Raw genomic sequence first — 21,616 nt, 5'->3', positions numbered from 1 at the left:
GAGCGGAATCAGCGTGACGCCGTGATCAGCAGGTCGAATTCCTTGAGCAGCACCTGCAACTGGCGATCCCGGCCCTGGACATTACGGGAAGCGAAGACCATCTCGGCCATCTCCTGAATGCCCGAGGCGTTGGGCAGCGGCAAGTCCTGCTCCAGGATGATTTTCATGCGAGGCAGGAAAATCCACTGCAGCCACTGTTCGAAATCCAGCGTATCGACCGAAAAGGGTTCGACACTGGACAACGCTTCGGCTGAGGGCGGGACCTCGTCCCACCAGCCCTGAACACGCAACTCGCGCTCGATCAGCAGCAGCTGTTCGGCAACCTTTGGAAAGCGGACGTCCATCACGACGAAACCTTGGCCTTCTGACGAGCCAGTGCGGCGCCGGCAGAATCACCTTGCTTCTCACGCGCCTGAGCAATCAATTCCCACAAACTGGCCTGAAGCGCCGGACGCCCGTTGGCGAACGTCAGGCCACGACGGGCAAATTGCTCGGCCTGGGGCGCGTCGCCCTGGGCCATGCGGACCTGGGCCAGGCGATAGAGCACTTGCGGCTCCCGGGGCGCAACGCGCTGGGCACGCTCGAGGCTGGAGGACGCGCCATTGAGGTCACCACCCGCCTGCTGCTGTTGGGCGGTGGTCAGCAGTGCCAACACCGGACCATCCAACTGCTCATCGGCGGACAAGCCACCGGTGCTCGCCGAGGGAATCCCGCTCGGAGTCGAAGGCATGCTGTAGCTGCCTTGATTGATCGGCGCCGACTGGACCGGCGAGGTGTCGATCGGGCCCGGCGTGATCGGGCCCGGCGTGATGGGTGAAGTGCTGATCGGAGCTGACGTCACCGCGCCACCACCCGGGACCATCACCACCACGCCCGTATCGCCTTGTGGAATCTCCTGACTCTGGACCGGACGCTGCACCGTCGTCTGACGGTAACCGCCATTGGCCGACACCCGCTCGCTGTTGGACACGGCACTGCCGGAATCCACGACCGGAATGGAGCCGCGCTGTACGGTGGAGCAACCGCTGAGCAAAGCCACGGTGGCCACCGCTGGAATCAACCACTTGTTCACTTGAAACCCTCTTTGCTTAGTTCATCCAGCCTTTGACCCAATCCATCACCGTTTCGCCGGAAGCGGGGCTTTCCCCACCACACGCAGCGCCGGGAGGCGGTTCGCTGCCGCGAATATACGGCATCTGCACGGCACCTGGGCAATTGGCATCGGAGCCCTGCCCGGTTCGCGAGTCGACCCACGCCTGAACCACGTTGTCCGGTTGCGGCATGTCCAATGGCAGCGGGTCGGCCTTGCGCATGAAGCTGGTCCAGACCTGCAACGCACCCGTGGCGCCGGTGAACGGTGTCTTGCCGTTATCATCGCGCCCCAACCAGACCACCGCCAGCAAGTCCTGACTGAAACCGGCGAACCAGCTGTCGCGCGAGTCGTTACTGGTACCGGTCTTGCCCGCCAGGGTCAGGGTTTTCGGCAGCACGTTGTAAACCGAGCTGCCCGTGCCTTCACGCATGACCCGCTGCATGGCGTTCTGGATCAGATAGATGGACGCCGGATCAAAACGTTGCTGGATCTGGAACGGATAGCGCTTGAGCGGCTCGCCTTCGGCCGTCAGTACGCTACGAATCCCGCGCATCGGCGTATTGAACCCACCGTTGGCGAGCGTCTGGTACATGGTCGCGACTTCGATCGGGGTCATGCCACCCGCGCCCAGCAACATCGACGGGAAGGCCGGGAACTCGCGGTTCACGCCCAGCCGCGCCACGGTCTTCAGGACGTTGGGCACGCCCACCGCCAACCCGAGACGTGCAGTGGACAAGTTGTAGGAATGCGCCAGCCCCTGATACAGGAAGACGGTGCCGTGGGAGCGGCGATCATAGTTCTGCGGTTTCCAGACCTGGCCGTCCGCGCCCTTGACCGAGAAGGCTTCGTCCGACAGCCAACTGGTCAGGCTGTACTGGCTCGGTTTCTCAAGCGCCGTGAGGTAAACGGCCGGCTTGATCAGCGAGCCGATCGGTCGCACCGCATCCAGCGCCCGGTTGAAGCCGGCGAAACTCGCCTGGCGACTGCCGATCATGGCCTGGACTTCTCCGGTTTCCGGATTGGTCACCACCATCGCCGCTTCGACGTCATCGGACCCCTTGCGTCCGGCCAGGCGCTTGAACGTGTCGTTGACCGACGCTTCGGCTTTCATCTGCAGGATCGGGTCGAAACTGGTGAAGATTCGCAGGCCTTCTTCGGTCAAGTCTTCGTCACGATAGTCTTCGCGCAACTGGCGTTTGACCAGATCGATGAATCCTGGGAACGAACTGTCGGCGAGCTTGCCCCGCGTGGTCACGCCCAGCGGCATCTTCTTCGCCGCCGCGACTTGCTCGGCGGTCGCAACGCCTTGCTGCTCGAGCACATCGAGTACGAGGTTGCGCCGTTCCAGCGCCCGCTCAGGATTACGCCGGGGGTTGTAATAGGACGGGCCCTTGACCATGCCGACCAGCATGGCCACCTGATGCAACTTGAGCTCGGACAATGGCTGCCCGAAGAAGAACTGGCTCGCCAGACCGAAGCCGTGAACCGCACGCTGACCGTCCTGACCGACAAACACTTCGTTGAGGTAGGCCTCGAGGATCTCGCGTTTGTCGTAATGCAGCTCGAGCAACATCGCCATCATGGCTTCGGTGAGCTTGCGGGTCAGGCTGCGTTCGCTGGTCAGGTAGAAGTTCTTCACCAACTGTTGCGTCAGGGTACTGCCGCCCTGAGTCATCTTGCCGCCCGAGGTGTTGACCCAGATGGCGCGGGCAATCGACTTGGGCGATACGCCCCAGTGGCTGTAGAAATCCCGGTCTTCGACGGCGACCAGGGTTTCGAGCAGGTAAGGCGGTACCTGATCGAGCTTGATCAGAATACGGTCTTCAAGGTTTTTCGGGTAAATCCCGCCAATCAGCAGCGGCTCAAGACGCACCACCGACAACTTCCCGCCGCTGGTCGACGAGAGTTCGGCCACATAGTCGCCGGAGAATCGCACGCGCACGGGCTGCGCCTTCTCCAGGCCTTCATAGAACTGGAAACCGCGGGTGTTCAAATCAACGGTGTTGCCATTGACCGAAGCGGCGCCGGGACCGTTGCTCACGCTTTCGCGACGATAACCCAGGGCATCGAGTTCGGTCAGGAAATCCTCTTTGCTCAGCTTCTGGCCGGTAAACAGCTCGAGCGGGCGCGCATACACCTTCGCCGGGATGGTCCAGCGCTTGCCGGAGAACTTCTCCTGGACGATGGCATCGAGGTAAACGGCGAATCCGGCGAGCAGCACAAGGCCGACCAGACTGAGTTTGATAGCCCAGCTCAACCAGGGACGCAGGCCCCGGGCAGGTGGTTTTTTGGGGGTACGGGGGGATCGGGTACGAGTCATGGCGCCGGATTATACGCACTTTATCCATCGTCAACAGGAGCCATCCGAGGTTTGCGTCGGACGGACTTGCCGCCATAATGACCGCCATGAATTTCGTCAGACTTTGAAGGAACACCTGTGAGCCAGTCACTGATCGCTGCCCTGCAAAACCCGGCCCTCTACCCGCACGCAGTAGACGGATTCCAAGTCATCGAAACGCACATCTCCTGGGTGATTCTCACAGGTCCCTTTGCTTATAAAGTGAAGAAACCGGTCAATTTTGGTTTCCTCGACTTCACCAGCCTGGAGGCCCGCGAGCATTTCTGCGGCGAAGAGCTGCGCCTGAACCAGCGCCTGACCGATGATTTGTATCTGGAAGTGTTGCCGATTACCGGCAGCGTCGAGGCGCCACAACTGGCAGGCGACGGTCCGATCCTCGACTACGCGCTGAAGATGCGCCAGTTCCCGCAAAGCCAACTGCTCAGCACCCTGCAAGCCAACGGTGAGCTGACCACCACGCACATCGACGAGATGGCCGTGCAGATCGCACAATTCCACCTCAACGCCCCGAAAGTGCCCGCCGAACACCAGGCCGGCACCCCGGACAGCGTCATGGAGCCCGTACGGCAGAACTTCGAACAGATTCGTCCGTTCCTGAGCGACAAGGCCGACCTTCTGCAACTCGACGCGCTGCAAGCCTGGGCCGAAAGCAGCTTCGAACGCCTCAAGCCCCTGTTTGCCGAGCGCAAGGCCCAGGGCTTCATCCGCGAGTGCCACGGTGACATCCACCTGGGCAATGCCACGGTGATTGACGGCAAGGTCGTGATCTTCGACTGCATCGAATTCAACGAACCGTTCCGCTTCACCGACGTTTATGCCGACACCGGTTTCCTGGCGATGGACCTCGAGGACCGCGGCCTGAAATGCCTCGCCCGTCGCTTCATCAGTCAGTATCTGGAGTTGACCGGCGACTATCAGGGCCTGGAAGTGTTGAACTTCTATAAAGCCTACCGTGCGCTGGTTCGCGCCAAGGTCAGCCTGTTCAGCATGCCGGCCGAGGCCAACCCGGTGCAGCGCGCCACGACCCTGCGCCAATACCGCAACTACGCCAACCTGGCAGAAAGCTACAGCACCATTCCTTCTCGCTTCCTGGCCATTACCCACGGCGTTTCGGCGGTTGGCAAAAGCCACGTGGCCATGCGCCTGGTGGAGGCGCTCGGGGCGATTCGCCTGCGTTCCGACGTGGAACGCAAACGCATGTTCGGTGAGCAGACAGTCGCCAACGATCCTCAGGCCGGCATCTACAGTGCCGACGCCAGCACCGCGACCTATGCCCGCCTGCATGAAATCGCTGGCGTGATCCTGCATGCCGGTTTCCCGGTGGTGATCGATGCCACGTACCTCAAGCGCGAGCAGCGCGATGGGGCTGCGCAAATCGCCGAAGCCACCGGTGCGCCATTCCTGATCCTCGACTGCGAAGCGCCGCAGGCCGTGATCGAAAGCTGGCTGGCCCAGCGTCAGGCAGACAAAAACGATCCATCCGACGCGACCCTGGACGTTATCGCAGGTCAACAAGCCAGCCGTGAAGCGCTGACGCCTGCGGAGATTCTGTGCAGCAAACGCGTCCTGACCAATGAAAGCGGGACCCTCGACACCGTCGTTGCACAGATCCGTCAACGCTTGCCGGGCCTGTAAAAAGTATTTCACTCGTGAAGCCCTCATCGGCTTCACGATTGTAACGTGGTGGCATTATACTGGCGTCATAAAACCAACAGGTGACGTGACATGAGCCAGCCCAAACTTCTCGACACACCGCTCTATGCTTTGCTGCACAAAGACGACATCAAGGGTTTCAACAACGAACGCCCAGCAGATGGACCCGTCGACATGGTCGGGGGTGATTTCCGTGGCCTGGACCTGCGTGAACTGAATGCCGACGGCGTCGACTTCACCAATGCCTATTTCCGTTCCGCCGACCTGCGCGGCATCGACTTCACCCGCTCGAAGCTGGAAGGCGCAAGCCTGGCTCACGCGCAGATCTCCGGCGCCTACTTTCCACCGGAACTGAGCGCCGACGAGATTCTCATGTCGATGAACTTCGGCACACGCCTGCGCTATCGCGCACGCTGATAAAACGGCTTGCTGAAAAGTCCGGCGCCCCCGCCTAGCGCTGGACTGCGGATGTTTTTTCGTTCGCGCACTGACGACCTCCCCTCTTTTTCCTCCTGCCGACAATCTCCCACGTCGCTCGCCCAGCGTGCGTCTTAGAAGCATTTGCTCCGAATCCGAGCAAACAATCACGCTTTTCCTACTGATGGCTACACTCCTGAGAAGCTCGTCCACGCACCGCTCGGCTATCGCAAGGAGGCTTGATGAATGATGAACTGCAGCATCTGAAGAACCTTGGCAAGACGTCAGCGCAATGGCTGCATGCCGTGGGCATTCATAGCGCCTCGGATTTGCGTCGGCTGGGGGCTGTGGATGCTTATCGGGCCGTGCGTACGCGCGGGTTTCGGGCGTCCAAGGTGCTGCTGTACGCCATCGAAGGCGCTCTGATGGATGTGCACTGGAACGACATTCCCGCCGAGCGCAAGGAAGCCCTGAATAAACAGCTGGATGCCATTTCATCACGCCACAAGAACTGAACGGGCCCTGCCACCATGTATTTGCTTGGGGAACAACCGGCCTACGCCGACGCACTGATCAATCGACTGCAAAATATCCCGGCCCGCTTGCTCGAGCATTTATCTGCGTGCGGCCCGGCATTGGAGTTTTCGGCGATCGACGATCTGGCAGCGGCATTGCCCGGCGATCAATTGTTCATTCTCAAGAACGGTCTGCTGCACGGCTGCATCGACGAGCGCCCGTTGTTCTATCTGCACGAGGGCGACCTGGTCGGTTTGCGCCAGGACGCCGACCTGCCCCGCTGTCGCCTGTGCACCGACAGCCCGATAGCCCTGACGCCCTACTTGCGTTCCGAGGTGTTCCGGCACATCTACGCCGACGCCGAGCGCTCGGAGCTGTTCCTGCAGTACCTGGCGGGGCAAACCGCCCTGCTGTCCGATGCGGTAGCACGCCTCAAACAACCGGACTTTCGCAGTACCAACGGCTTTCAGCGCGTCGCGCGCGGCGACGCACTGATCCATCAGGGCGATGAGGCCGATCACGTCTTCGTGATTATCGAGGGCCATGCCGAAGCCTTCGTCGACGGACACAAGGTCGGCGATATTCCCAAGGACGAGATTTTCGGCGCCATGGCCGTCTTCACCGGCGAGAAACGCAATGCAACCGTGATCGCCAGCGAACCGAGCACCGTCATGCTGATTCCCAAAGACCAGTTTCTCAGCCTGACCCGCAGCAACGCGAAGATCGCCCACAGCCTGATCGAGAGCATGGCCCGCAGGATAGATCTCCTGAATAAACAGGTAACACATCTGAGCTCGCTGAAAAACCTGCCTTGAGCCAATGTTTACGGGCAGTTCCTGCAACCAGGGCGACGAATCTCAAATAAATGAACAATCAGCGGTTGACTTGGTAATGAGAATCGATATGATTATCACAACTGGTCGCGAGACTGGTCGATATTTGAACAGCCCTTGGTTCGGACTCTCAGATATCTCCTCATCAGGCTAATCACGGTTATTTGACCCGGCTCTTGCCGGGTCTTTTTTTGCCTGTGGAAAAGTCCGTCCTTATTTGCCGAACTGTTTGCGCATCTGCGCACAGTAATCCGGCGCCGGCGTGACGGGGGTGTACCAGACGTAGTCGGCCTCAGCCGCCGTCACCTCGGTGCCCCGCTGGGCCAGCATCAGTACCGTCGGCGCTTGCGTCTCTCCCAGATCCAGGGCGTGTATCGGTGCCCCGACATCCTTGCGCGCGTGGTAGCCCCCCGCCAACAGCAATGCCGGGGCGGGAGCGGCCAACAATCGTTCGGCCATACGCCGGTCGCGCTGTTGCTGGACGGCGAGCATGGCCGGCATCTGCGATTCGGGCAGCAGGCCGCAATGGGATTCGCTGACCTGGGCCAGCAGTGCGGCCCTGACGGGCTCGGCGTTGGTGCGCGCACCGCTCAATGTCGGCTGATCGGCGTAAACGGCACGAACCTCGGCAGCCTCCAGATTGGCAGCCAGCAGCGGATACGGCTGGGTCAGGGCAAAACGGACGATCGGGCCATACAGGCTCCAGTCCCAACCCGACTGCCAGGCCAATGCGTCAGGCAAATCAGCCGGCAAGGTTGGCGCCCGGCGGACGTCATCGACGCGTGTCTGTTGGTCCGGCGTGAGCATTTCCAGCAACAGGCTGCCTTGCGGACGCTGATCCCCCAGCGCCTGCAACAACCAGCCCTGCACCTCGTGGTGATCGCGGTTGTCGTGCTGCTCACCGACGATCAGCCGCGAGGCGCTGGCCAGCCGCACGACCAGCTCCTGCGCCGACAGCGCCTGCCCGCTGTGCAAATCACGAATGTCAGCAACGACCGGCGGCGGCGCTGAAACATGTTGGCAGGCGCTCAGCATCAAACCCGCCAGAATCAATCCTGCACGCATGCACTCCCCCTTCAGATTCAGCGGGCGATGATCAGCGGATGCCCGCGTTCCGGATGCTGTTGGACCAACACGTCCAGGCCGAACACCGCCTTGAGCGGCTCCGGACGCAACACTCGCTCGGGCGTATCGAGTGCGACCGGGCGCCCGCCTTCGAGCAAGAGCAGGCGGTCACAATAACGCGCCGCGAGGTTCAGATCATGCAGGATCACCAGCACCGCCGCACCACGGTCGGCGAATGCGCGCACCGCTTGCAAGGTGGTGTGCTGGTGCAATGGATCGAGCATCGAGGTCGGCTCATCCAGCAAAAGTGTCTGGCCCGCCTCGCCGGGCCAGAGCTGCGCCAGCACACGCGCCAGGTGCACCCGCTGGCGCTCGCCACCGGACAACGCCAGATAACTGCGCGCCATCAGGTGCCCGGCATCGGCTGCCTGCAACGCAGCCAGGATAATTTCCTCATCCCGAGCCCGGCCACTCTGGTGCGGCAAGCGCCCCATGCCGACCACCTCTTCGACACGGAAGGCGAAGTCCAGGGTCGACACCTGTGGCAACACCGCCAGGCGCTGGGCTCGCCGGGCACCGGTCCACTCCCGCAGCTCGCGATCATCAAGCCAGACGCTGGGTTGATCGGCGTGCAACTCGCCGCCCAATGCGCCCAGCAGCGTGCTTTTTCCGGCACCGTTGGGGCCCAGCACGCCGAGCACTTCCCCGGGCCTGAGTTCCAGCGTGATGTCCGTCAGGACGAGCTTGCGGCCTCGGTGGATGTGCAGATTCTGCGTTCGCAACATCAGGCACGCCCCCTGAGCAGCAAATACAGAAAGAACGGCGCACCGATAAACGCAGTGACAATGCCGATCGGCAGCTCGGCTGGCGCCAGCGCCAGGCGCGCCACCAGGTCGGCAAACAGCAGCAGACTCGCGCCCGCCAGCACCGAGGCTGGCAACAGCACGCGATGATCGGGACCTGCCAGCAGACGCACCAGGTGCGGCACCACCAGCCCGACGAAGCCGATCATACCGGCCGCCGCCACCGCTGCACCCACGCCCAGCGCCGTGCAAAACACCAGTTCCCGCTTGAGTCGCTCGACATCGACGCCCAGATGACCGGCCTCCGATTCCCCCAGCAACAACGCATTCAGGGCTCTGGCCCGGCGCGGCAACCATAACGCCACGCCGGCCGTGATCAGCAGCAGCGGCCAGAGTCGCGAGTAACTGGCGCCATTGAGGCTGCCCAGGTTCCAGAACGTCAGGGTGCGCAGGGTCGCGTCGTCCGCCAGATAGGTAAACAGCCCCACGGCGGAGCCGGCCAAGGCGGTCAAGGCGATACCGGCCAGGAGCATGATGGCGACGTTGGTCTGCCCGTTGCGTCGCCCCAGCCGATACACCAGCGCGGTCACTCCCAGTCCGCCAATGAACGCACACAGCGACAGCAGGTACGGCCCGAAGGATTCCGGCAAGCCACCAAAGGCCATTCCGCCGACAATCGCAATGGCCGCCCCCAACGCCGCACCACTGGAAACGCCCACCAGCCCGGGATCAGCCAACGGGTTGCGAAACAAGCCTTGCATCGCCACGCCCGACAGCGCCAACACGCCACCCACCGCCAGCCCCAACAGCGTGCGCGGCAGGCGAATCTGCCCCAGAATCAGCTCGGCCTGCTCCAGCCCGTCAGGCGCAATGGGCACGCCAAGCAGGCGCAAACTGGCGCGCAGGGTATCCAGCAGAGGCAGGCTGACCGGTCCCAGCGCCAGCGACAACCAGATGGCCAGCAAACACAGGAGGCTCAGGCCGATGAACAATACACGGGGCTTTACCAGCACGGTCATGGGGCGGCGTTACCCCCAGCCAGACCGGGATAGAACAGCTCACTGAGCTTTTTCACCGCAGCAGGCAGCCTTGGGCCCAGCCCACCCACCAGCAGCGTCGGGTCAAGTTCCATGACGCGCCCATCCTTCGCCGCGCGGGTCGAGGACAGAATCGGATTTTCCTTGAACAACGCGGCGCGGGCCGCTTCGCCCGTCAAAGCGCGGTCGGCGAACACCAGCACTTCGGGGTCCAGGCTGATCAATGACTCGTTGGAGAACGGCTTGTAACCGGTGTGGGTCGCCAGATTGTGCCCACCCGATTTCTGGATCAGCCAATCGGCCGCCGTGTCCTTGCCGGCGATCAGTGGCTTGCCGCCCGCATGCCCGACCAGCAAGAGCACGCCGGGTGACGCCTGGGTCAACTGAACCTTGGTGATGCCAACCTTCTGCTGCTCGAGTTGCTGCTGGTAGCCCTGGAACAACTGCACCGCCTTGTCCTCTGCGCCGAGCAATTTGCCTAGGTGCTGCAAATTGCCCTGCAACGTCGGCAGATCGGGCTTGGCGGAAAACAATTCGACTTGCACGCCTGCCGTACGAATCTGCGACAGCACCGGCGGCGGGCCCATTTCCTCGGTGCCCACCAGTATTTGCGGGCGCAGGCTCAACACGCCTTCGGCCGACAACTGCCGCTGATAACCGATGCTGGGCAGCGCCTTGAGGGATGACGGGTGCTGGCTGGTGGTATCGACACCCACCAGTTTGGCTTCACCGCCCAGCGCACTGACCCATTCCGACAGGGCGCCACCGGCACTGACCCAACGCTGCGGCAATTCGGCCGCCGCAACGTGGTGGCTGACGAAAAGTCCGGCACACAGTGCGACAACGCGGGAACTCAGGCGCATAAACAACTTCCTTTGCAAGGTTTTTCCCAGGCATCCAGGGGCCAGGCCAAGTATCCTCGGCGTGCGCCACCTGTTTCCTACGGACAAGCGGCCATTTGATAATTGTTTTCATTTGAACGTCAAGCTCGGACATATTCAGTCACGAGCCGCCGACGTTGAGGATAGTCATGAAGTTTCTTTGCGCTGGCGCTGAGCTGGCGGACTCCAGCAGCCGCGGCTTTGACATCGACGGCCAGAAGCTGCTTGCCGTGCGTCGCAGCGGCCAGGTCTATGTCTATCTCAATCGCTGCCCGCACCGAGGCGTCGGACTGGAATGGACCCCCGACCAGTTCCTCGACCCCAGCAACAGCCTGATCCAGTGCGCCACCCACGGCGCACTGTTCCTGATCGAAGACGGCGAGTGCGTGGCCGGCCCCTGCGCCGGAGAATTTCTGACCCGCATTGACAGCCGCGAAGACGACCAGGGCATCTGGATCAACCCTTAACGGTCGAGCATCACGTCCAGACGACGCTCGACCCGCATCCCTTCATGGGTCAAACCCACGCCATAAGCCAGCACCTCGACCCCGCAGGCCACGGCTTCGCGCAAGGCCGAGGCGTAGGCCGCATCGATCTCGTCCGCAGGGCGCACTGCCTCGATACCGATGAGGCACACGCAATACAGCTGCACCGCCCGGATACCGTCCCGGGCCAGGTGAGCCAGCTCCCTCAAATGCTTGGCGCCCCGCTGGGTCACCGCATCAGGGAACGCCGCGACGGCTGTACCATCGAAGCCCAGGGTCACGCTTTTGACCTCCACGTACGCCGGCCCACTCGGGTAATCCAGACGAAAATCGATGCGACTGCTCTCCTGTCCATAGGCCACCTCACGCTTGAGTCCGGTGAAACCGTTGAGCTCGGCGATCACCCCGCCGCGCAGCGCCTCTTCGATCAAGCCATTGGCGCGCCCGGTGTTCACGCAAAACAGCCGGCCCTGCGGGGTTTCGCCGATCTCCCAGGTCCCCGGCAACTTGCGTTTCGGGTCGTTGGAGCGACTGAACCACACCTGCCCGCCTTCGACCTGGCAATTGAGCATCGAGCCGGTGTTCGGGCAATGAATGGTAAGGAACTCGCCATGAACGGTCTCGATATCGGCGAGAAATCGCTTGTAACGCCGGATCAGGCGGCCTTCTTCCAGTGGGGGATCAAAACGCATCAGCCTTGCCAGCTCCGCAAACCGCGAGCAATGCGCTCGACCGCCTCCTGCAGTCGCGGCAGGCTTTGGGTGTAGGCAAACCGCACGTGATGGCCGGCCTGGTAGCGCCCGAAGTCCAGGCCCGGGGTAATTGCCACATGCTCGGATTCGAGGAAGTGACGGCAAAACGCGAAGGCATCGCCGCCGAACTGACTGATATCGGCGTACAGATAGAAGGCGCCTTCCGGCTCCACGGCAATATTGAAGCCCAGCTCACGCAGGGCGGGCAGCAGGAAATCCCGGCGCCGTCCAAACTCAGCACGCCGCTCTTCGAGAATGGCAATGGTCGCCGGTTCGAAACAGGCCAGGGCCGCCTGCTGGGCCATGCTGGGAGCGCTGATGTAGAGGTTTTGCGCCAGCTTCTCCAGCTCGCCGACCGCCCCATCCGGCGCCACGAGCCAGCCAAGCCGCCAGCCGGTCATGCCGAAATACTTGGAAAAACTATTCAGGACAAAGGCACTGTCGTCGACTTCCAGCACGCTGGCGGCATCGGTGCCATAGGTCAGGCCATGGTAGATCTCGTCCACCACCAGATGGCCATGACGCGCCTTGATCGCGCCCGACAGGCCGGCCAATTCGTCGCGCGTCAAGATCGTTCCGGTCGGGTTGGCCGGCGATGCCACCAGCGCGCCGACGCTGTCGTGGTCCCAATGACGCTCGACCAGATCCGGCGTCAGTTGATAACGCACCTCCGGCCCCACCGGCACCAACTGCGCCGCGCCTTCCACCAGACGCAGGAAATGCCGGTTGCACGGGTAGCCCGGATCCGCCAGCAACCAGTGCTTGCCCGGGTCCACCAGCAGGGCGCTGGCCAACAGCAACGCACCGGAACCGCCAGGCGTGATCAGGATTCGTCGGGGGTCGATGTTCAGGCCGTAACGCTGTTGATAGAAGCCTGAAATGGCCTCACGCAGTTCGGGGATGCCCCGCGCTGCGGTGTACCGGGTCTTCCCCGCCGCCAGCGCCGCCTGACCAGCCTGGATGATCGGCTCGGCGGTGGTGAAGTCCGGCTCGCCAATTTCCAGGTGGATCACGTCGTGGCCGGCGGCTTGCAGTTCGTTGGCCCGCGCCAGCAGCGCCATGACATGGAACGGTTCGATTGCACGACTGCGGGCACTGTAGGGCTGAGCCATTGGCCTTCCTTCAACAAAAGGGAAAACACCGATTCTACCCAAGCGCAGGAACGAGCGAGAACCTAAAGCGGTCAGACCCTTGAGACCCTGGCCACAAACGACTCAAGCGAGTGCGCGAGGTTTGACTAAAATCATTAATTGATCAGGCCTCCATTACCGCCAGACAGGGCTTTGCGAGCATTTGCAAGCCCCCCGGGCCGTGCCCTCGACATCCGGGAGTAGCGCGGTCCGATTCGATCTGGTAAGTTCGCCCGCTTGCAGCCGCAGGGCCGGCGGGTGCCGGTGATGGAGCAATCCTGCGCAGATGGATTACAAGAGTAGAGGCGGTCTATTTCATGTCCACCCAAGCAAAGCAACAGCCAGTCCCGTCGATCAGCGGCTTCGAACCCTATGTGGAAAAGCCGGGCGAGGAGTACATGGGCAAGCCCATGCGCGCTCACTTCACCAAGGTCCTGAACAAGTGGAAACAGGACTTGATGCAGGAAGTCGACCGCACGGTTGATCACATGAAGGACGAAGCGGCCAACTTCCCTGACCCGGCAGACCGTGCCAGCCAGGAAGAAGAGTTCGCCCTCGAACTGCGCGCCCGTGATCGTGAGCGCAAGTTGATCAAGAAGATCGACAAGACCCTGCAACTGATCGAAGACGAAGAGTACGGCTGGTGCGAATCCTGCGGCGTCGAGATCGGCGTCAAGCGTCTGGAAGCCCGTCCGACTGCCGACATGTGCGTCGACTGCAAGACCCTGGCGGAAATCAAGGAAAAACAAGTCGGCAAGTAATGACGACTTGATTCAAGAACGGAGCGTGCGAACGCTCCGTTTTTGTTTCTGATATTTGCCGATCCCTGCTCTGGGTGGGAGCGGGCTTGCTCGCGAATGCGATGGGTCAGTTATTTCATATTTGAATATCAGACCGTATTCGCGAGCAAGCCCGCTCCCACAAAGGGCGTGGTGCACACCTGAAATTGATATTGCCCCCATGAAATCCTGTACCTACATCGGCCGCTTCGCCCCCACACCCAGCGGACACCTGCATTTCGGTTCGCTGGTCGCCGCGCTGGCCTCGTATCTCGACGCGCGCTCGGTGGGCGGGCGCTGGCTGGTGCGCATGGAAGACCTCGATCCGCCCCGGGAAGAGCCCGGCGTGCAGATAGCCATCCTCAAGGCGCTGGAAAGCTACGGTTTCGAGTGGGATGGCGACATGGTCCGCCAGAGCGACCGTCACCCAGCCTACGCCGAGATGCTCGATCAGCTGTTCAATCATGGCCTGGCCTACGCCTGCACCTGTTCGCGAAAACAGCTCGAGCCCTATCACGGCATCTATCCGGGGCTGTGTCGCAATGCGGGACATGGCAGCGAAGACGCGGCGATCCGCTTGCGTGTCCCCGAGCTGGAGTATCACTTCATCGACCGGGTGCAGGGGGAATTTCGCCAGCACCTGGGGCGTGATGTCGGCGATTTCGTGATCCGTCGCCGCGACGGCCTGTACGCCTATCAACTGGCCGTGGTACTCGATGACGCCTGGCAGGGCATTACCGACATCGTTCGTGGCGCCGACCTGCTGGACTCCACGCCGCGCCAGCTCTACCTGCAGGAATTGCTCGGCCTGTCGCAACCGCGCTACCTGCACATTCCGCTGATCACGCAACCTGACGGCAACAAGCTGGGTAAATCCTACCGCTCGCCGCCGCTGACCGAAGATCAGGCCACCCCATTGCTGCTGCGGGCGTTGCGCGCCTTGGGGCAGGATCCGGGGAGCGAACTGCTGTACGCAACGCCCCGGGAAGTGCTGAACTGGGGAATTGCGCACTGGGATGCCACGAAGATCCCGCGCACACTCAACCTGCCCGAAGCGCAACTACAGTGATCAGACTTGCAGTGGCGCCCCCATCCGTTACCATCGCCGCACGTTTTCGGGCACGCGCATAAAAAAGAGAGGCCGGGATGTACATCTATCGCTTGGTCCTGCTTCTGGTGGTGGGGATCTATCTGTTCTCCCCCGCCATCATGGATTGGTGGATCGACGCCACGGGCGCCTGGTATCGCCCCTATCTGCTGTGGCTGATCCTGATCGTCGTGACCTTCATCCTGCAGAGCCAAAAAGATGCCGATGAGCTTTAGCCTGACCCAGATGATCCTGATCAGCGCCGCCTACCTGGCCGTGCTGTTCGGCGTCGCCTGGATCAGCGAACGGGGCATGATCCCCCGGGCGATCATTCGCCACCCGCTGACCTACACCTTGTCGCTGGGGGTCTATGCCAGCGCCTGGGCGTTTTATGGCACGGTCGGCCTCGCCTATCAGTACGGCTACGGATTTCTGTCCAGTTATCTCGGGGTCTCCGGTGCATTCCTGCTGGCGCCGGTGTTGCTGTATCCGATCCTGAAGATCACCCGCACCTACCAGCTGTCGTCCCTGGCCGACCTGTTCGCGTTCCGCTTTCGCAGCACCTGGGCCGGCGCACTGACCACGGTGTTCATGCTGATCGGCGTGTTGCCATTGCTGGCGCTGCAGATCCAGGCGGTGGCCGACTCCATCAGCATTCTGACTCGCGAGCCGGTGCAGCATCGCGTGGCATTGAGCTTCTGTGCGCTGATTACCCTGTTCACGATTTTTTTCGGCTCGCGCCATATCGCCACCCGCGAGAAGCATGAAGGCCTGGTGTTCGCGATCGCCTTCGAATCGGTGATCAAGCTGATCGCCATCGGTGGCGTCGGCCTGTACGCCCTCTACGGTGTCTTCGACGGCCCGCAACAGCTTGAATTGTGGTTGCTGCAAAACCAGACCGCCCTCGCCGCCCTGCACACACCGTTGCAGGAAGGCCCGTGGCGCACGTTGTTGCTGGTGTTCTTCGCCTCGGCGATCGTCATGCCGCACATGTACCACATGACCTTCACCGAAAATCTCAATCCGCGCTCGCTGGTCAGTGCGAGTTGGGGCCTGCCGCTGTTCCTGCTGCTGATGAGCCTGGCGGTGCCGCTGATTCTCTGGGCCGGCCTGAAACTGGGGGCCACCACCAACCCGGAATTCTTCACCCTGGGCATCGGCATCGCCGCCAACAGCAAAGCGCTGGCGCTGCTGGCCTATGTCGGCGGGTTATCGGCGGCCAGCGGCCTGATCATCGTCACCACCCTGGCCCTGTCCGGGATGGCGCTGAACCACCTGGTGCTGCCGCTTTACCAGCCGCCGGCCGAAGGCAATATCTATCGCTGGCTGAAATGGACCCGGCGCGCCTTGATCGTCGCGATCATCATGGCCGGTTACGGTTTCTACCTGCTGCTGGGGGCGGAGCAGGACCTGGCCAACCTCGGCATCGTCGCCTTCGTCGCCACTCTGCAATTCCTGCCGGGCGTGCTCTCGGTCCTGTACTGGCCGACCGCCAACCGGCGCGGTTTCATCGCCGGCCTGCTGGCGGGGGTCCTGGTGTGGCTGGTGACCATGCTGTTGCCGCTGGTCGGCAACCTGCAGGGTTTTTACATTCCACTGCTGAACATGATCTACGTGCTGGACGACACCAGTTGGCACATGGCGGCGATTGCCTCGCTGGCCGCCAACGTCCTGATGTTCACGCTGATTTCGTTGTTCACCAACGCCAGCACCGAGGAAGCCAGCGCGGCCGAAGCCTGCGCCGTGGACAACGTGCGTCGCCCGCAGCGCCGGGAACTGCATGCCGCCTCACCCCAGGAATTTGCCACCCAACTGGCCAAGCCCCTGGGCGCCAAGGCCGCGCAGAAAGAGGTCGAGCAGGCCCTGCGCGATCTCTACCTGCCGTTCGACGAACGCCGGCCGTACGCCCTGCGTCGCTTGCGTGACCGGATCGAGGCCAACCTCTCCGGGCTGATGGGCCCGAGCGTGGCGCAGGACATGGTCGAGACCTTCCTGCCGTACAAGGCTGGTGGTGAGAACTATGTCACCGAAGACATTCACTTCATCGAAAGCCGTCTCGAGGATTACCACTCGCGCCTGACCGGCCTGGCCGCCGAACTCGACGCCCTGCGTCGCTATCACCGCCAGACCCTGCAGGAATTGCCGATGGGCGTCTGTTCGCTGGCCAAGGATCAGGAAATCCTGATGTGGAACAAGGCCATGGAGGAACTGACCGGAATCGCTGCGCAGCGCGTGGTCGGTTCGCGCCTGAGTACCATCGCCGAGCCGTGGAAAGGCCTGTTGCAAGGCTTCATCAATGTGCCGGACGAACACTTGCACAAACAACACCTGGCCCTTGATGGCCAGACTCGCTGGCTGAACCTGCACAAGGCGGCCATCGACGAACCGCTCGCGCCGGGCAACAGCGGCCTGGTGCTGCTGGTGGAAGACCTGACCGAAACCCAGATGCTCGAAGACAAACTGGTGCACTCCGAGCGTCTGGCCAGCATCGGTCGCCTCGCGGCAGGCGTGGCCCATGAAATCGGCAACCCGATCACCGGCATTGCGTGCCTGGCGCAGAATCTGCGCGAAGAACGTGAAGAAGACGGCGAGCTCAAGGAAATCAGCGGTCAGATCATCGAACAGACCAAACGCGTGTCGCGCATCGTGCAGTCGCTGATGAGCTTTGCCCATGCCGGCACTCACCAGCACAACGACGAAGCCGTCTGTCTGGCCGAAGTGGCCCAGGATGCCATTGGCCTGCTGGCCTTGAACCGGCGCAATTTCGAAGTCCAGTTCTACAACCTGTGCGACCCCGAGCACTGGGTCGAAGGCGATCCGCAGCGCCTCGCCCAGGTATTGATCAACCTGCTCTCAAACGCCCGTGACGCCTCGCCTCCCGGCAGCGCGGTACGGGTAAAAAGCGAAGCCGGCGAACACACGGTCGACCTGATCGTGGAAGACGAAGGCAGTGGCATACCAAAGAACATCATGGACCGTTTGTTCGAACCCTTCTTCACCACCAAGGACCCCGGCGAAGGCACCGGTCTGGGCCTTGCACTGGTCTATTCCATCGTTGAAGAGCATTATGGACAAATCACCATCGACAGCCCGGCTGATGTACAAAGCCAACGCGGCACCCGTATCAGGGTGACTTTGCCGCGTCATGTCGAAGCGACGTCCGCTGTGAACTGAGACCGTCGAGAGTATCGAATCAATGCCGCACATTTTGATCGTCGAAGACGAAACCATCATCCGCTCCGCCTTGCGCCGCCTGCTGGAACGCAATCAGTACCAGGTCAGCGAAGCCGGTTCAGTGCAGGAAGCACAAGAACGCTTCACCATTCCCACGTTCGACCTGATCGTCAGTGACCTGCGCCTGCCGGGCGCACCGGGCACCGAGCTGATCAAACTGGGTCAGGGCACCCCGGTGCTGATCATGACCAGCTACGCCAGCCTGCGTTCGGCGGTCGACTCCATGAAGATGGGCGCGGTGGACTACATCGCCAAGCCTTTCGATCACGACGAAATGCTCCAGGCCGTCGCCCGGATCCTGCGTGACCGCCAGTCAGCCCCGACAGCCAGCGAATCGCCGGCCGGCAAAGCCGCCAATGGTGCGGCGAAACCGGGCGTCGACAGCAGCAATGGCGAAATCGGCATCATTGGCTCCTGCCCGCCCATGCAGGACCTGTACGGCAAGATCCGCAAGGTGGCGCCGACCGACTCCAATGTCCTGATCCAGGGCGAGTCCGGCACCGGCAAGGAACTGGTGGCGCGGGCCCTGCACAACCTGTCCAAACGGGCCAAGGCGCCGATGATTTCGGTGAACTGTGCGGCGATTCCGGAAAGCCTGATCGAATCCGAGCTGTTCGGCCATGAGAAAGGCGCCTTTACCGGCGCCAGCGCCGGGCGTGCCGGCCTGGTGGAAGCAGCCGACGGCGGCACCCTGTTCCTCGATGAAATCGGCGAATTGCCGCTGGAAGCCCAGGCGCGACTGCTGCGCGTGTTGCAGGAAGGCGAAATTCGCCGGGTCGGCTCGGTCCAGTCGCAGAAGGTCGATGTGCGCCTGATCGCCGCGACCCACCGCGACCTCAAGAGCCTGGCGAAAATCGGCCAGTTCCGTGAGGACCTGTATTACCGCCTGCACGTGATCGCCCTGAAACTGCCGGCGTTGCGTGAGCGCGGTGCCGACGTCAACGAAATCGCCAATGCGTTCCTGGCTCGGCAGAGTGCGCGGATCAACCGTACCGACCTGAAGTTCGCTGCCGATGCCGAGCAGGCGATTCGTCACTACTCCTGGCCGGGTAACGTGCGCGAGCTGGAAAACGCTGTCGAACGTGCGGTCATCCTGAGCGAGAGCCCGGAGATTTCGGCCGAGCTGCTGGGGATCGATATCGAACTGGGCGACCTCGACGATGACGAGTTCATCGGTCTGGCCCCGCAGCAGGGTAACGGTGCGGCCAACAGCAGCCATGAACCGACCGAAGACCTGTCACTGGAAGATTATTTCCAGCACTTCGTCCTCGAGCATCAGGATCACATGACCGAAACCGAGCTGGCGCGCAAACTGGGTGTCAGCCGCAAGTGCCTGTGGGAACGCCGCCAGCGCCTGGGCATCCCCCGGCGCAAGACCGGGGTGGCCAGCGAGAGCTGAACGTTACCTCCGGGTGCGCGAGCCACCCATGACTGTGTGAAAAAACTGTTACCGCCGTTTTTTCACGTAACAGAAGCCGGGGCTTACGGTAACGAAGCCCCGGTTTTTTTCGGCCTCGAAAAACCCCTCCGGCAGGCCTAACCCCTTGTTTTGCTGGGCTTCACAAAAGTTGGCACGCACCCTGCTATATGTTTGGTACAAGAACAATAACAAGCGATGCATAAGACAATAAAAATAAGACGAATCGACTCACGCACAATAAAAACAAGACGGCGAGAGGCGCAGCTAACTGATTCTTTTGGAGAGGCGTTGTATTTGGGGCATGCCCCACGACCAGGCCGAGAACAACAAAAACTGTCCTAAGACAGAGCCTGAACTGGTTGGATCGCAAGATCACTGCAACACAGCGACCAAAGCAATCCGTTTGCTCTTGGCTCCCGATTGGGAGGGTCATGAAGGAAATCTTCATGGCGAGGGCACTCAACAAAAACAAAAAGCCCGAAACCAATAACAAAAATAGAGCATGCAACTACTTCTTGGGGAGCTTCGGCTCCCCTTGTAGTTTCCGCCCCTCAGGACCTTCCCTACAGTGTCCTACACCATCCTCTGACTAAATGCTAGAATCCCCGCCCATCATGCGGTCATTCTTCGTTTTGGCCGAACATTCCTTCAAACAGTGCATCCCATGCTGAAGAAGCTGTTCCAGTCACTCCGTACTCCCAAGCGTATTACGCAACACATCCGCAGCACGCCTGAAGTGCTCAACAGCGGTCAACATTCGCTGCAGAAGGCGCAATTCAGCCGTTATGCGGTGAATATCGTCGAACGCCTGCAGAGCGCCGGTTATCAGGCTTACCTGGTTGGCGGTTGCGTGCGCGACATGATGCTCGGGATCACACCCAAGGATTTCGACGTCGCCACCAGCGCCACACCGGAGCAGGTTCGTGCCGAATTCCGCAACGCGCGAATCATCGGCCGCCGCTTCAAGCTGGTGCACATCCATTTCGGCCGCGAAATCATCGAAGTCGCGACCTTCCGCGCCAATCACCCGCAAGACGACGAGGAAGAAGACAGCAACCAGTCCTCGCGCAACGAAAGCGGGCGCATTCTGCGTGATAACGTCTACGGCACTTTGGAAGAGGACGCGCAACGTCGCGACTTCACCATCAACGCCCTGTATTACGATCCGGTCAGCGAGCGCATCCTCGATTACGCCAACGGCGTACACGATATCCGCAACCACCTGATCCGCCTGATTGGCGATCCCAAGCAGCGTTACCAGGAAGACCCGGTACGGATGCTGCGGGCCGTGCGGTTTGCCGCCAAGCTGAATTTCGGCATCGAAAAACACAGCGCCCTGCCGATCCGCGACCTGGCGCCGATGCTGCGCGAGATCCCGTCGGCCCGCCTGTTCGAAGAAGTCCTCAAGTTGTTCCTTTCCGGCCACGCGGCGGACACCTTCGAAATGCTGGTCGACCTGCAACTGTTCGATCCGCTGTTCCCGGCCAGCGCCGAGGCCCTGGAATACAACCCGACCTACACCCACACCCTGATCAGCGAAGCCCTGATCAACACCGACCTGCGCATCAAGCAGAACAAGCCGGTAACGCCGGCGTTCCTGTTTGCCGCCTTGCTCTGGCCTGCCCTGCCGGCCCGCGTACTGCGCCTGCAGGAACGTGGCATGCCGCCGATTCCGGCCATGCAGGAAGCGGCGCACGAACTGATTGCCGAACAGTGCCAGCGGATCGCGATCCCCAAACGCTTCACAATGCCGATCCGGGAAATCTGGGACATGCAGGAGCGCCTGCCGCGCCGCAGCGGTAAACGCGCCGACCTGTTGCTGGACAACCCTCGCTTCCGTGCCGGTTACGACTTCCTCCTGCTGCGTGAAAGCGCCGGCGAGCAAACCAACGGCCTGGGCGAATGGTGGACCGATTATCAGGACGCCAACGACAGCGAACGGCGGGACATGATCCGCGACCTCAGCGGCAAGGACGACGGCGACTCAGGCGCTCCCCGCAAACGGCGCCGCAGCACGGGCGCCAAACGCAAGCGCACGGCCGGCGCCCCGAGCGGCAGCGGCGAGTAAACGC

At 61.8% G+C, this 21,616-nt stretch carries 20 protein-coding genes; 11 read left to right on the top strand and 9 right to left on the bottom strand.

The features are described from left to right. Positions 1–8: 8 nt before the first annotated feature. From QIW53_RS25855 to mrcB, 3 genes are read right to left on the bottom strand one after another with little or no spacing between them, the layout of a single operon-like run. Positions 9–344: a YqcC family protein gene (locus QIW53_RS25855; protein WP_371052414.1), complete on the bottom strand. Its 336-nt coding sequence runs from the start codon at positions 342–344 to the stop codon at positions 9–11. Continuing rightward, complete coding sequence (locus tag QIW53_RS25850; protein WP_371052413.1) at positions 344–1,072, bottom strand: tetratricopeptide repeat protein; 729 nt, start codon at positions 1,070–1,072, stop codon at positions 344–346. Before QIW53_RS25850 ends, QIW53_RS25855 begins: the two co-directional genes overlap by 1 nt. Before the next feature lie 16 nt (positions 1,073–1,088). After that, entirely contained in the window at positions 1,089–3,413 is a 2,325-nt protein-coding gene (mrcB, locus tag QIW53_RS25845; protein ID WP_371052412.1) for a penicillin-binding protein 1B, read from the bottom strand. Positions 3,414–3,530: 117 nt separating this feature from the next. Between mrcB and QIW53_RS25840 the strand changes: the two genes are divergently transcribed. The 4 genes from QIW53_RS25840 (at position 3,531) to QIW53_RS25825 (ending at position 6,853) form a co-directional block, all read left to right on the top strand. Beyond that, positions 3,531–5,087 carry a bifunctional aminoglycoside phosphotransferase/ATP-binding protein gene (locus QIW53_RS25840; RefSeq protein ID WP_371052411.1) on the top strand — a complete coding sequence of 519 codons (1,557 nt, stop codon included), beginning with the start codon at positions 3,531–3,533 and terminating at the stop codon, positions 5,085–5,087. Positions 5,088–5,177: 90 nt separating this feature from the next. Beyond that, complete coding sequence (locus tag QIW53_RS25835; RefSeq protein WP_371052410.1) at positions 5,178–5,522, top strand: pentapeptide repeat-containing protein; 345 nt, start codon at positions 5,178–5,180, stop codon at positions 5,520–5,522. A gap of 242 nt (positions 5,523–5,764) precedes the next feature. Beyond that, on the top strand, positions 5,765–6,037 hold the full coding sequence (locus QIW53_RS25830) for a TfoX/Sxy family protein (RefSeq protein ID WP_009050884.1): 273 nt from the start codon (positions 5,765–5,767) through the stop codon (positions 6,035–6,037). A gap of 15 nt (positions 6,038–6,052) precedes the next feature. Then, positions 6,053–6,853 (top strand): Crp/Fnr family transcriptional regulator, encoded by an 801-nt coding sequence (locus QIW53_RS25825; protein ID WP_371052408.1) that lies wholly within the window; start codon positions 6,053–6,055, stop codon positions 6,851–6,853. Positions 6,854–7,084: 231 nt separating this feature from the next. On the opposite strand, the gene QIW53_RS25820 is transcribed toward QIW53_RS25825, so the two are convergent. From QIW53_RS25820 to QIW53_RS25805, 4 genes are read right to left on the bottom strand one after another with little or no spacing between them, the layout of a single operon-like run. Beyond that, positions 7,085–7,936: a ChaN family lipoprotein gene (locus QIW53_RS25820; RefSeq protein ID WP_371052407.1), complete on the bottom strand. Its 852-nt coding sequence runs from the start codon at positions 7,934–7,936 to the stop codon at positions 7,085–7,087. A gap of 17 nt (positions 7,937–7,953) precedes the next feature. Further along, positions 7,954–8,721, bottom strand: a complete 768-nt coding sequence (locus QIW53_RS25815) for a heme ABC transporter ATP-binding protein (protein ID WP_371052406.1) — start codon at positions 8,719–8,721, stop codon at positions 7,954–7,956. Next, complete coding sequence (locus tag QIW53_RS25810; protein WP_371052421.1) at positions 8,721–9,704, bottom strand: FecCD family ABC transporter permease; 984 nt, start codon at positions 9,702–9,704, stop codon at positions 8,721–8,723. The genes QIW53_RS25815 and QIW53_RS25810 overlap by 1 nt, the downstream gene beginning before the upstream one ends. 50 nt (positions 9,705–9,754) lie before the next feature. Next, positions 9,755–10,639 carry a heme/hemin ABC transporter substrate-binding protein gene (locus tag QIW53_RS25805; protein ID WP_371052404.1) on the bottom strand — a complete coding sequence of 295 codons (885 nt, stop codon included), beginning with the start codon at positions 10,637–10,639 and terminating at the stop codon, positions 9,755–9,757. A 167-nt stretch (positions 10,640–10,806) separates the two neighbouring features. Between QIW53_RS25805 and QIW53_RS25800 the strand changes: the two genes are divergently transcribed. Then, positions 10,807–11,124 carry a Rieske (2Fe-2S) protein gene (locus QIW53_RS25800; protein WP_371052403.1) on the top strand — a complete coding sequence of 106 codons (318 nt, stop codon included), beginning with the start codon at positions 10,807–10,809 and terminating at the stop codon, positions 11,122–11,124. On the opposite strand, the gene sfsA is transcribed toward QIW53_RS25800, so the two are convergent. Together sfsA and QIW53_RS25790 are read right to left on the bottom strand one after the other, a co-directional pair. After that, the gene (gene sfsA, locus QIW53_RS25795; RefSeq protein WP_371052402.1) at positions 11,121–11,834 is read right to left on the bottom strand and encodes a DNA/RNA nuclease SfsA; all 714 of its coding nucleotides are present in this window, start codon (positions 11,832–11,834) and stop codon (positions 11,121–11,123) included. The two genes, QIW53_RS25800 and sfsA, sit on opposite strands and share 4 nt — an antisense overlap. Next, entirely contained in the window at positions 11,834–13,006 is a 1,173-nt protein-coding gene (locus QIW53_RS25790) for a pyridoxal phosphate-dependent aminotransferase (RefSeq protein WP_371052401.1), read from the bottom strand. The genes sfsA and QIW53_RS25790 overlap by 1 nt, the downstream gene beginning before the upstream one ends. 335 nt (positions 13,007–13,341) lie before the next feature. On the opposite strand from QIW53_RS25790, the gene dksA reads away from it, so the two are divergent. The 6 genes from dksA to QIW53_RS25760 all read left to right on the top strand — a co-directional run bounded on the left by dksA (position 13,342) and on the right by QIW53_RS25760 (position 21,612). Beyond that, positions 13,342–13,785, top strand: a complete 444-nt coding sequence (gene dksA, locus QIW53_RS25785; protein WP_371052400.1) for an RNA polymerase-binding protein DksA — start codon at positions 13,342–13,344, stop codon at positions 13,783–13,785. 199 nt (positions 13,786–13,984) lie between these two features. Then, positions 13,985–14,872 (top strand): tRNA glutamyl-Q(34) synthetase GluQRS, encoded by an 888-nt coding sequence (gluQRS, locus tag QIW53_RS25780; RefSeq protein WP_371052399.1) that lies wholly within the window; start codon positions 13,985–13,987, stop codon positions 14,870–14,872. Between the two features lie 77 nt (positions 14,873–14,949). After that, complete coding sequence (locus tag QIW53_RS25775) at positions 14,950–15,126, top strand: hypothetical protein (RefSeq protein WP_003176118.1); 177 nt, start codon at positions 14,950–14,952, stop codon at positions 15,124–15,126. After that, complete coding sequence (locus QIW53_RS25770; protein WP_371052398.1) at positions 15,110–18,064, top strand: sensor histidine kinase; 2,955 nt, start codon at positions 15,110–15,112, stop codon at positions 18,062–18,064. The genes QIW53_RS25775 and QIW53_RS25770 overlap by 17 nt, the downstream gene beginning before the upstream one ends. Positions 18,065–18,086: 22 nt before the next feature. Beyond that, on the top strand, positions 18,087–19,523 hold the full coding sequence (locus QIW53_RS25765) for a sigma-54-dependent transcriptional regulator (RefSeq protein ID WP_371052397.1): 1,437 nt from the start codon (positions 18,087–18,089) through the stop codon (positions 19,521–19,523). Between the two features lie 685 nt (positions 19,524–20,208). Beyond that, positions 20,209–21,612 (top strand): polynucleotide adenylyltransferase PcnB, encoded by a 1,404-nt coding sequence (locus QIW53_RS25760; RefSeq protein WP_371052396.1) that lies wholly within the window; start codon positions 20,209–20,211, stop codon positions 21,610–21,612. Positions 21,613–21,616: the final 4 nt, after the last annotated feature.

The organism is Pseudomonas fluorescens, from assembly GCF_041354075.1.
Taxonomy (GTDB): Bacteria; Pseudomonadota; Gammaproteobacteria; order Pseudomonadales; family Pseudomonadaceae; genus Aquipseudomonas; species Aquipseudomonas fluorescens_CE.
Note: the sequence above shows the minus strand (reverse complement) of the source record. Positions and strands in the feature narration are given on the sequence as shown.

What these genes read in the sequence shown, in the direction of transcription:
- QIW53_RS25855 (WP_371052414.1), bottom strand. Translation starts at nt 344, where the DNA reads ATGGACGTCCGCTTTCCAAAGGTTGCCGAACAGCTGCTGCTGATCGAG.
- mrcB (WP_371052412.1), bottom strand. Translation starts at nt 3,413, where the DNA reads ATGACTCGTACCCGATCCCCCCGTACCCCCAAAAAACCACCTGCCCGG.
- QIW53_RS25835 (WP_371052410.1), top strand. Translation starts at nt 5,178, where the DNA reads ATGAGCCAGCCCAAACTTCTCGACACACCGCTCTATGCTTTGCTGCAC.
- QIW53_RS25830 (WP_009050884.1), top strand. Translation starts at nt 5,765, where the DNA reads ATGAATGATGAACTGCAGCATCTGAAGAACCTTGGCAAGACGTCAGCG.
- QIW53_RS25825 (WP_371052408.1), top strand. Translation starts at nt 6,053, where the DNA reads ATGTATTTGCTTGGGGAACAACCGGCCTACGCCGACGCACTGATCAAT.
- QIW53_RS25820 (WP_371052407.1), bottom strand. Translation starts at nt 7,936, where the DNA reads ATGCGTGCAGGATTGATTCTGGCGGGTTTGATGCTGAGCGCCTGCCAA.
- QIW53_RS25815 (WP_371052406.1), bottom strand. Translation starts at nt 8,721, where the DNA reads ATGTTGCGAACGCAGAATCTGCACATCCACCGAGGCCGCAAGCTCGTC.
- QIW53_RS25805 (WP_371052404.1), bottom strand. Translation starts at nt 10,639, where the DNA reads ATGCGCCTGAGTTCCCGCGTTGTCGCACTGTGTGCCGGACTTTTCGTC.
- QIW53_RS25800 (WP_371052403.1), top strand. Translation starts at nt 10,807, where the DNA reads ATGAAGTTTCTTTGCGCTGGCGCTGAGCTGGCGGACTCCAGCAGCCGC.
- sfsA (WP_371052402.1), bottom strand. Translation starts at nt 11,834, where the DNA reads ATGCGTTTTGATCCCCCACTGGAAGAAGGCCGCCTGATCCGGCGTTAC.
- QIW53_RS25790 (WP_371052401.1), bottom strand. Translation starts at nt 13,006, where the DNA reads ATGGCTCAGCCCTACAGTGCCCGCAGTCGTGCAATCGAACCGTTCCAT.
- dksA (WP_371052400.1), top strand. Translation starts at nt 13,342, where the DNA reads ATGTCCACCCAAGCAAAGCAACAGCCAGTCCCGTCGATCAGCGGCTTC.
- gluQRS (WP_371052399.1), top strand. Translation starts at nt 13,985, where the DNA reads ATGAAATCCTGTACCTACATCGGCCGCTTCGCCCCCACACCCAGCGGA.
- QIW53_RS25775 (WP_003176118.1), top strand. Translation starts at nt 14,950, where the DNA reads ATGTACATCTATCGCTTGGTCCTGCTTCTGGTGGTGGGGATCTATCTG.
- QIW53_RS25770 (WP_371052398.1), top strand. Translation starts at nt 15,110, where the DNA reads ATGCCGATGAGCTTTAGCCTGACCCAGATGATCCTGATCAGCGCCGCC.
- QIW53_RS25765 (WP_371052397.1), top strand. Translation starts at nt 18,087, where the DNA reads ATGCCGCACATTTTGATCGTCGAAGACGAAACCATCATCCGCTCCGCC.
- QIW53_RS25760 (WP_371052396.1), top strand. Translation starts at nt 20,209, where the DNA reads ATGCTGAAGAAGCTGTTCCAGTCACTCCGTACTCCCAAGCGTATTACG.